A 3,667-nucleotide genomic window follows, 5' to 3' on the forward strand; every position below is an offset into this window, starting at 1 on the left:
ACCTGGGAGTGAGCGGGGGGAAAATTCAGGTACTTTTTCCCTGAAAATTAGGTAATTGACCAGATGAAAATCGGTAAAACCCTACACCCCACACCCTACACCCCACACCCTGCCCCCACGAAAAACTTTTTCAGCAAACCCTAGGTACTGATACTATTTGGGAACGATTGTCAAACAATTGTAAAACTTCGTTATATTTAAGGAACATTTGAGAGACTAAGGAGCAGCGGAGTTGTGGCTTTATACGCGGATTTGCATCGGCATTTAGGGGGATCGGTAGTACCGAGAATTCTCTGGCGCTACTTTCACAGACATGAGCGGGATTTAGCGGCCAAATTCCAGGAATACCCCGCTTTTGAGGAATTTTACACCCGTGAACGCAATAGTTTAGATGAGTATTTGGAATTACATACCCTAGTCGAAAGTGTTCAAACCGCCCAAACTTTGCCCTATTTTATTTATCGTCTGATTCGCGGCGCTTACATCTTCGAGAATCTTGCCTATTTAGAATTGCGCTATACTCCCTACTATCGCACCGACGAACATTTGAACCAAACAGAGCGAATCGAGCAAATGCGCTCGATTGTCGAGATCGTCGGTCAAGCCTCGAAAATGAGCGAATATCCGATTATTACCAGTCAAATTCTCTGTATGCACTCGCGACTTCCCTCCCAAGTCAACAAAGCGATCGTTGATCTGGCCCTAGAGATGAAAGAATACGTCTGTGCGATCGATATTGCCGGGGGTGATTCCTACTACCAAACTCGACTAGAGGAATTTGCTGGTTTATACAGTTATGCCAGGGAAGAGGGTTTAAACACCACCGGCCATCTTTACGAAACAAAGGACGGTTGTTATCCCCAATTACTGCCCTATCTGCAAAGAATTGGTCACGGTATTCAAATTCCCCTACAATATCCGGAATTGCTGCCGGAAGTTGCCCGTCGTCATCAATGTTTAGAAGTCTGTCCCACCACCTATTTAAAAACTGGCACCCTCGAAAGTTTATCGCAATTAAAGATAGTCTTTGATCGCTGTTTTGAAGCGGGGGTTGATATTGCTATCTGTACCGATAATGCCGGTTTACACAATGTCCGGCTGCCCTTCGAGTACGAAAATTTACTCACCCTGGACGTGATCGATTTCCGACAATTACAAGCTTGTCAAGATGCGGCTTTTCGTCATGCTTTTGCCTGGCCCTACAGTCAAAAACCCGCCTCACTTTTAACTGGTTTGTTATCAGTGGATAATCCCAAATTACCGGTTTATCAGTAACAGAATTAACTTTAGTTCGGGTTAAGCAACTTCTTTACCGCTCCCGAACTATAGCGTTTTCCGACTCTCCTGCATCTGGTTTGGGGAATTCTACTGAATCTTGATTAAACTCAACCCAAAGAGAGTATAGGTACAGAGAGAGCCGAGACCGAACATCAGGGAACGAGCGATCGGGACATTAGTGATATAAAAAAGGGAAAATAGAAGCCGGAGGATCACGAAAGCGATCGCACAGACAGCGGCCAGGGATGAGGATACTCCTGTAACGTAGGCCATGAGAGCGGCAGCACTATAGATCATAAAGGTTTCAAAACCATTTTGATGGGCCCAAGTTGCTCGTTTAGCGTAGTCTGGGAGTTGGTCGAACATGGCCCGGGGAGCGGAGGTATCGTAACCCACCTTAGCTCTAGCGTAAGCCACCAGCAGAAAAGGTAGATAGACAGAGATAGCGGCAGCCACTATCGAATAGAGAAGAATGGCACTGACGGAGAGATTCATCGCTGAATTTAGTCAAAATAAAATAGGGTAACTAGCTTGCGTTGATCTTCCGCTTCCGCGCAGGTTTGCAAAAGGGTCTGACTGTCGTGGAAAGCAAAACAGATTAACTGTTGACAACGATTGATAATCTCGCGATTACAGAGGCTGCTGGCTTCCCCTAGGGATAGATGGTCATTTTCGGGACATTCCACCAGATGGATAACCTGCTGGAGTTGTTCTTGGGATTCCAGGGGCTGGCGATCGAGACTTTGGGGTAAGATCACGGTTAACAGATTAGGATCTGCCCGCATTGCCCCCTTAATGACGGCGGAATTGGTTCCCGTCGCCCCGGAGGTCATAATCCGATTGCCCGCCAGCACGAGGGCATAGGCCATCATTTCGATCAATTGCTGGTGCGTGATGGGAACGTGACGGGAACCCAATAAAGCGACGCGCTTAGAACCGGTCTGCTGAATGGCGGCTAGTTCTTGAGCTAGAGTGTCTAGGGTGTTAGTGGTATCTACAGATTGACTCAAAGACTTTTACTGCAAATTCGGACTGATTAACCGTCCGTTATTGTAGCATCGAATTGTCATAATCGGAAATTTGGCCCAAAAAACCCCAGCTACCGATCGAGGTGTTCTTTCGGTGGTGGTCCCCTATGATCCCTCAGAAATTGTTATTGGTGGGGAAGTGCCTCTAGATTCTGCGGTAAGATAGGTGCATAGACGATATTTACCCCAGAGCCATGACCACTTCTCCTGTTCCCCAAGGGGACGATTTTAGCGATCGCCCAATCCGTCCCGTACAATATCGGGATTTGGAAGACATTGAAGCTTTAACCCTGGATGACTTCGATGAGGATATTGATCGTCGCGCCCAAAATTTCCGCACCCAGGTGCAGCAGGTGCGGCCTTGGTTTGGGTTATTTAAAATTCTCAGTTTTTTTCCCAATCCTCTCCAACACCGTTTTCATGTCTATGTGGCTGAGTCCATGGCCAATCGGGGAGAAGAAGGGAAAATTCGCGGGGCAATCCAAGTCACCCCTTTTAATAGTAGTCGCAGCACTTGGCGGGTGGAACAGGTGCGGGTGCATCCAGGGGAGTCTTTAAGCGAACCCAAGGGCATCGGGGCGCAATTACTGCGTTATTGTCTAGAAACGGTTTGGGAAGCGCGCACCTGGGTGTTAGAGGTTAATATCAATCAAAAGGACAGTTTGGCACTTTTCCGGCAACACGGTTTTCAGCCTTTGGCGGAATTAACCTATTGGTCTTTACCGCCGCAATTATTACAGGAATTGGCGAAACAAGAGCCAGATTTACCGAATTTACTGCCCGTGAGCAATGCTGACGCTCAATTGCTCTATCAGTTAGATTGTGTGTCTATGCCGCCGCTACTGCGTCAGGTATTTGATCGCCATATCCAGGATTTTAAAATCAGTTTAGTTGATAGTTTGCTCTATCGCTGTCAAAGTTGGTGCGGCAGTCCGCAAATTAGTCGCGGTTACGTTTTTGAACCGCAACGAAAAGCTGCGATCGGTTATTTTGAATTAATTCTATCTAATCGGGATGAGCGACCCCATCAAGCGAAATTAATTGTCCATCCCGCCTACACTTGGCTCTATCCTAAGTTATTAATCCAGATGGCCCAGATCACTCGCAGGTATCCCCCTCGCTCGCTAGAGTTGATATCTGCCGATTATCAGCACGAAAGACGGGAATATCTGGAACAATTGGGAGCGATCCGCAGTTCCCACACCCTGATGATGTCGCGCTCGGTATGGCACAAAATCCGCGAAACTAAGCCGGAAAATTCCGCCCTGGCAGAAATGCTGCAGGGTTTACAACCGGTGCCGCGAACTCCCATCCCTAGTCGGATGTCTTGGTTAAAATGGCCCAATAATCCCCCCCTGGAC

4 protein-coding genes are annotated in these 3,667 nt (G+C 47.5%); 2 read left to right on the forward strand and 2 right to left on the reverse strand.

The features are described 5' to 3' along the window. The first annotated feature begins 234 nt into the window (after positions 1-234). Positions 235-1,275: an adenosine deaminase gene (locus PX481_RS04025; RefSeq protein WP_002763338.1), complete on the forward strand. Its 1,041-nt coding sequence runs from the start codon at positions 235-237 to the stop codon at positions 1,273-1,275. A gap of 90 nt (positions 1,276-1,365) precedes the next feature. On the opposite strand, the gene PX481_RS04030 is transcribed toward PX481_RS04025, so the two are convergent. Together PX481_RS04030 and PX481_RS04035 are read right to left on the reverse strand one after the other, a co-directional pair. Continuing rightward, entirely contained in the window at positions 1,366-1,773 is a 408-nt protein-coding gene (locus PX481_RS04030; protein WP_002763339.1) for an MAPEG family protein, read from the reverse strand. An 8-nt stretch (positions 1,774-1,781) separates the two neighbouring features. Next, on the reverse strand, positions 1,782-2,288 hold the full coding sequence (locus tag PX481_RS04035) for a hypothetical protein (protein ID WP_002741066.1): 507 nt from the start codon (positions 2,286-2,288) through the stop codon (positions 1,782-1,784). A 212-nt stretch (positions 2,289-2,500) separates the two neighbouring features. On the opposite strand from PX481_RS04035, the gene PX481_RS04040 reads away from it, so the two are divergent. Further along, positions 2,501-3,667 (forward strand): GNAT family N-acetyltransferase (locus PX481_RS04040; RefSeq protein WP_288093743.1); only part of this gene is annotated, 1,167 nt, incomplete at its 3' end.

Source organism: Microcystis sp. M53603_WE2 (assembly GCF_030065435.1).